Source organism: uncultured Granulicatella sp. (genome assembly GCF_963515615.1).
Classification (GTDB): Bacteria; Bacillota; Bacilli; order Lactobacillales; family Aerococcaceae; genus Granulicatella.
The window spans coordinates 1-5,608 of record NZ_CAUPZT010000072.1 but is presented as its reverse complement, the minus strand read 5'-3'; the positions used below and the strand labels follow the sequence as shown (position 1 = coordinate 5,608).

Here is a 5,608-nt window from a genome sequence, read left to right as displayed (position 1 = left end):
ACCCAGAAATGGTGAATGAAGTTTTAGAAACAATGAAGAGTTTAGCCCATACTGGGTTAACAATGATTATTGTAACTCATGAAATGGAATTTGCTAGAGATGTCAGTGACCGTGTTATCTTTATGGATAAAGGGGTTATTGCTGAAGAGGGAACTGCAGAGCAAATCTTTACAAATCCGCAAAAAGAAAGAACAAAAGAGTTTTTAATGCGTGTATTGTCGTAGATTGACTTTTCTAATAGTAGTAAATGACGGCAGCAGTTATCGAAAGGTATCTGCTGCCGAACTATTTTGGATAGACTAGAATGGAGAAGTTTTACGTTTAATGGCTCCTGTTGGACAGTTAGTATAGGCCTCTTTAAAGGCTTCTATTTCTTGTTCTGGAATTGGAAGGCTTCCGGTATTATTATCATGTTTCATAAAAGCTATTCCATCAGTATCGTACTCAAAAAGTTTGCTAGCTTTTAATTGGCAAATACCGCAGGCAATACAACTCTCACAATCGACTTTTCCATAAATAGGTTGTAATTTTTTTGAATTCATATGAGAGCCTCCATTTCTAATAGTAATTTATGATTATTGTAAGTTTCTCATATTTTTTAAAAATTTTCAAAATATTTAAAAAAGCGATGACAATACTAAAAAATATGCTAAAATACTATGTAGAGAAGGAAAAGATTGCATATTATAGATGAAATATGCTATAGTTTTATATGAGAAAAGTCTAATGACGACAGTGGTTGAATTTAGGAGGATTTTTAATGACAGATAATTTAAATAATGAAAGAAACCCAAAAGAAGAGCAACCATGGGATCGCCAATTTGGTGAAGATACGCAAAAAGCACGTCAGTATTCACGTAGTGCTCGTAATTCAAAAGGTAAAGCAGGAGCTCCGTTATTAAGTGTGCTACTATTTATTTTTATTGTTGTAGTAGTATCTCCATTATTATTTATGATGTGGTTCTATTGGTCAAGTTCTAAGACTGAGGTTAAACCTCGTACTGCAGATGAAGTTATGTTAACAAAAGTAGTTGAAACAACTGCAGCAGAAACAACTACAGTAGAAACAACAGCTTCTACGACAAATGTTAGTACAACAACATCATCATCAGTTTCAAGACAACAAAATAATCAAAGAGAACAATCAACTTCTGAAACACCAACTACTCAAAACCAAAATGGTACTTATGGAAGTTACACTGTACAAGCTGGTGAAACATTATATAGAATTGCAGTTAATCATGGGATGGATGTAGATACATTAAAATCAATTAATGGATTAACAAGCAATAACATTTCACCAGGAATGCAATTAAAAGTATTACAACCAAGACAATAACAGCTAAAGGCTGGGCAGCAAGTCCAGCCTTTTAGGTTGTTATAAGGCGAAAATATAAAAAGTTAAAGGAGATATGCTATATGCAAGTTGCAATTGATGGGCCTGCTTCATCTGGGAAAAGCACTATTTCAAAATTAATTGCGAAAGAAAATCATTTTGTTTATCTAGATACTGGAGCTATGTATAGAGTCGTGACATTAGCAGTATTAAGAAATCATATTTCATTAGATGACCATAAAGCTATTGAAAACTTAGTTCAAACGATTGAAATTGGGTTTTCCATGCAGGATGGGAAACAAAGTGTATTTATGAACGGGGAAGACGTTACAGATGAAATTAGAAGCTTAGAAGTTACTAAAAATGTTTCAGCAGTTTCTGCATTAAAAGAAGTTCGGACTAGATTAGTTCATTTACAACGAGAAATTGCGGAAAATCATTCGATTATTATGGATGGAAGAGATATTGGGACAGTGGTACTTCCTCAAGCAGAAATTAAAATTTTCCTAGTGGCAAGTGTAGAAGAAAGAGCAAAACGTCGTTTTATTGAAAATCAAGAAAAAGGTATTGAAATGTCTTATGAAGAATTAGTAGAAGATATCCGTCGTCGTGATTATATTGATTCAACTCGTAAAGAATCGCCACTAAAAAAAGCAGAGGATGCTATAGAAATTGATACAACAACAATGACAATTGAAGATGTTGTATCAACAGTCACTGAATTCATTCGAAAAAAACAATAACAAGTAGTTCATTCATAGGAAATCACTAGAATTGTGAAGGAAATAATGATATGATGTAAAAAGGAGAAAAAATAAATTTTTAGGATTATTTTTTCATTCGAATGAATGGTTGCGTAATAGGAGGAAGTCAAATGTCAGAATTACAAACAATGCAAGATGCACTTGATATTGTAAAAGATATCCAAGTTGGAGACTTAGTTCAAGGAGAAGTACTTGTTTTACAAGATAAACAAGCTATCGTTGGTATTATTGGTGGAGGTGTTGAAGGTGTTATTCCTTTTAATGAATTATCAGCAACTCCATTTGATAAAGTTGAAGATGTTGTAAAAGTGGGAGATGTATTAGATTTAGTAGTTATTAAACCGATTAAAGATAAAGAAAATGGTAGCTTCTTACTTTCTAAACGTCGTGTAGATGCTCGTAAAGTTTGGGAAGAACTTCAAGCAAAAGCAGATAATCATGAACAAGTTGAAGGAACTGTTAAAGATGTCGTTAAAGGCGGTTTAGTAGTCGATGCAGGTGTTCGAGCATTTGTTCCAGCTTCAATGATTTCTGACCACTTTATTTCAGATTTAAAACAATTTAAAGGACAAACTTTATTATTTGATATCGTTGAAATTTTACCAAGTGATAATCGTTTAATTTTATCTCGTAAAGAAATCGTAGCAAATGAAAAAGCAGCTAAACGTGCTTCTGCTCTAGAAGCTGTTTATGAAGGAGCAATTGTTACAGGTAAAGTTGCTCGTTTAACAAACTTTGGTGCGTTCATTGATTTAGGTGGAATTGACGGTTTAGTTCATGTTTCTGAAATTTCTCATGAACATGTATCAAAACCAAGTGATTTCTTAGCAGTTGGACAAACTGTAGAAGCTAAAGTAATCGGATTAGATGCTGAAAAAGGTCGTGTTTCTCTATCTATTAAAGAAACAGTTGCTGGACCATGGGATAATATTACTGAACGTGCAGCGGTTGATTCTACATTAGTTGGTACTGTTAAACGTTTTGCAGCATTTGGTGCATTTGTTGAATTATTCCCTGGAGTAGAAGGATTAGTTCACATTTCTCAAATTGCTCATAAACATATTGCAACTCCTCAGGAAGTTCTTCAAGTAGGACAAGAAGTAACTGTTAAAGTGTTAGATGTAAATGAAGCTGAAAAACGTATTTCATTAAGTATTAAAGCTTTAGAGGAAGCTCCAGTTGTTGAAAAACCTAAAGTTGAAGAAGTTGTGGAAGAAGAATATGTATTATCTGAAGAAGATGTAACTTTTTCATTAGCCGATCGTTTAGGGGATCAATTATCTGAATTAGTTGTTGAAGACTAATTAAAACTATTAAATTTGGGTGAGGTTGGGAAAAACTCCCAGCCTCATTTTTTGAGAAAGGAGGAATTTTGATGTCAACACCAGTTATTGCGATTGTAGGCCGTCCAAATGTTGGGAAGTCTACCATTTTCAACCGAGTTGTTGGTGAAAGAATTTCGATTGTAGAAGATATTGCTGGAGTAACGAGAGATAGAATTTATTCTGAAGGTGAATGGTTAGGACATCAATTTCATATTATTGATACAGGTGGTATTGATATTACAGATGAGCCATTTATGTCAAATATTCGTATGCAAGCTGAAATTGCAATGGAAGAAGCAGATGTCATTATTTTCTTAACAAGTGTTAAAGAAGGTGTAACATCAACGGATGAGCATATTGCGAAAATGCTTTACCGTACTAATAAACCTGTATTACTAGCTGTAAATAAGGTAGATAATCCAGAGTTAAGATCAGATATTTTTGATTTTTATGCATTAGGGTTTGGAGAACCATTCCCAATTTCAGGAAGTCATGGTTTAGGACTTGGAGATTTATTAGATGCTGCAGTGAAGGCTTTTCCTGAACATGATTCTGAAGAAGACGATACGGATGTGATTCGTTTTAGTTTTATCGGTCGTCCAAATGTAGGAAAATCTAGTTTAGTGAATGCCATGTTAGGGGAAGAACGTGTTATTGTATCGAATGTTGCAGGAACAACTCGTGATGCCATTGATACAAGTTTTACGGACGAAGAAGGTACTATCTTTAAAATGATTGATACAGCTGGTATACGTAAAAAAGGTCGTGTTTTCGAGTCTACTGAGAAATATAGTGTTTTACGTGCATTAAGAGCAATTGAACGTAGTGACATTGTTTGTGTTGTCTTGAATGCGGAAGAAGGTATTCAAGAACAAGATAAGAAAATTGCTGGCTATGCCCATGAAGCTGGTAAAGGTGTTATCATTTTAGTAAATAAATGGGATACTTTGGAAAAAGATAATTCTACATTTAAAGAATTTGAAGATAATATTCGTAAAGAATTTCTATACTTATCTTATGCGCCGATTTTATTCGTTTCAGCTAAAACAAAACAAAGATTGGTCAGAATTGCACCATTATTAAAAGAAATTCATGAAGTTCGTTCTAAACGTATTTCATCATCGATTTTAAACGATGTATTAATGGATGCTATTGCAATGAATCCGACTCCAACAGATAAAGGAAATCGATTGAAGATTTATTATATGACACAAGTAGCGATTCAACCACCAACATTTGTTGTTTTTGTAAATGATGTAGAATTAATGCACTTTTCATACGAACGATTCTTAGAAAATCGAATTCGTGCTGCCTTTGGATTTGAAGGAACACCTATTCATATGATTGTTCGTCAAAGAAAATGATAAAATCCTAGTATTATTCGTTGAAAGTCAGCCAATCAAATGGTATACTTGTCTAGAAATCAACAGTAAGGTTTCCAGTATTATTGGACCACTCAATAACTACTGAATTATTTCTTATGTGATGGAGGTGAATCTAACATGGCAAATAAAGCAGAATTAGTAGATCGCGTAGCTAAAAAAACGCAATTAACAAAGAAAGATGTTTCAGCAGCAGTTGATGCATTATTCGAAACAATTCAAGAAGCATTACAAGCAGGTGAAAAAGTACAAGTTATCGGATTTGGTAACTTTGAAGTACGTGAACGTGCTGCTCGTAAAGGACGTAACCCTCAATCAGGTGAAGAAATCCAAATCGAAGCAAGCAAAGTTCCTGCATTCAAAGCAGGTAAAGCTTTGAAAGATGCTGTAAAAAACTAATCAGTTTATTATGATATTTTCATAGAAACTATTTCATAAAGGTGCTATATTAGAGTTAAATCAATATAGCACCTTTTTTATTGCCTACAGAAATGGAGAAATTATGAAATCAATCGTTGAACAAATTCAAAATGCATTAGAAGAACAAGAGTTAGAAAAAGTATATTCACTTTTCCATCAATTTATGAATGAAGTAACTGAGGACAAAATAGAAGAATTAATCGATTTAGCTGCATTTAGTGCAAGTAGTGGATTTTTTGATGAAGCAAGACAGGCATATCTATTATTAACTCAATTTGAACCTGAAGAATCTGCTTGGACTATTTTATTAGCTGAAATTTTAGTGAATCAAGGCGAGTATGATCAAGCATTATCTGTTTTATATGATATTCCTGAAGATAA

The 5,608-nt window shown here is 33.4% G+C and carries 6 protein-coding genes and 2 pseudogenes; 7 read left to right on the top strand and 1 reads right to left on the bottom strand.

The window, feature by feature from the left end:
• Positions 1–224, top strand: a pseudogene (locus RYL55_RS08305) (amino acid ABC transporter ATP-binding protein); the annotation flags it as partial.
• A 75-nt stretch (positions 225–299) separates the two neighbouring features.
• Here RYL55_RS08305 and RYL55_RS08300 read toward each other — a convergent pair.
• Positions 300–542 (bottom strand): ferredoxin, encoded by a 243-nt coding sequence (locus tag RYL55_RS08300; RefSeq protein WP_315008599.1) that lies wholly within the window; start codon positions 540–542, stop codon positions 300–302.
• A 218-nt stretch (positions 543–760) separates the two neighbouring features.
• On the opposite strand from RYL55_RS08300, the gene RYL55_RS08295 reads away from it, so the two are divergent.
• The 6 genes and pseudogenes from RYL55_RS08295 to RYL55_RS08270 form a co-directional block, all read left to right on the top strand.
• Positions 761–1,339, top strand: coding sequence for an SAG1386/EF1546 family surface-associated protein (locus RYL55_RS08295; protein WP_315008597.1), 579 nt, complete (start codon positions 761–763; stop codon positions 1,337–1,339).
• A gap of 80 nt (positions 1,340–1,419) precedes the next feature.
• The gene (cmk, locus tag RYL55_RS08290; protein WP_315008595.1) at positions 1,420–2,079 is read left to right on the top strand and encodes a (d)CMP kinase; all 660 of its coding nucleotides are present in this window, start codon (positions 1,420–1,422) and stop codon (positions 2,077–2,079) included.
• A 131-nt stretch (positions 2,080–2,210) separates the two neighbouring features.
• A complete protein-coding gene (gene rpsA / locus RYL55_RS08285; RefSeq protein ID WP_315008594.1) occupies positions 2,211–3,404 on the top strand; it encodes a 30S ribosomal protein S1 in 1,194 nt (397 codons plus the stop codon).
• 71 nt (positions 3,405–3,475) lie between these two features.
• Entirely contained in the window at positions 3,476–4,789 is a 1,314-nt protein-coding gene (der, locus tag RYL55_RS08280; RefSeq protein ID WP_315008592.1) for a ribosome biogenesis GTPase Der, read from the top strand.
• Positions 4,790–4,927: 138 nt separating this feature from the next.
• On the top strand, positions 4,928–5,206 hold the full coding sequence (locus RYL55_RS08275; RefSeq protein WP_006702317.1) for an HU family DNA-binding protein: 279 nt from the start codon (positions 4,928–4,930) through the stop codon (positions 5,204–5,206).
• Positions 5,207–5,309: 103 nt separating this feature from the next.
• A pseudogene (locus tag RYL55_RS08270) lies at positions 5,310–5,608 on the top strand (hypothetical protein); the annotation flags it as partial.

Coding starts and splice junctions, on each gene's coding strand:
- RYL55_RS08275 (WP_006702317.1), top strand. CDS start 4,928: ATGGCAAATAAAGCAGAATTAGTAGATCGCGTAGCTAAAAAAACGCAA.
- cmk (WP_315008595.1), top strand. CDS start 1,420: ATGCAAGTTGCAATTGATGGGCCTGCTTCATCTGGGAAAAGCACTATT.
- der (WP_315008592.1), top strand. CDS start 3,476: ATGTCAACACCAGTTATTGCGATTGTAGGCCGTCCAAATGTTGGGAAG.
- RYL55_RS08295 (WP_315008597.1), top strand. CDS start 761: ATGACAGATAATTTAAATAATGAAAGAAACCCAAAAGAAGAGCAACCA.
- RYL55_RS08300 (WP_315008599.1), bottom strand. CDS start 542: ATGAATTCAAAAAAATTACAACCTATTTATGGAAAAGTCGATTGTGAG.
- rpsA (WP_315008594.1), top strand. CDS start 2,211: ATGTCAGAATTACAAACAATGCAAGATGCACTTGATATTGTAAAAGAT.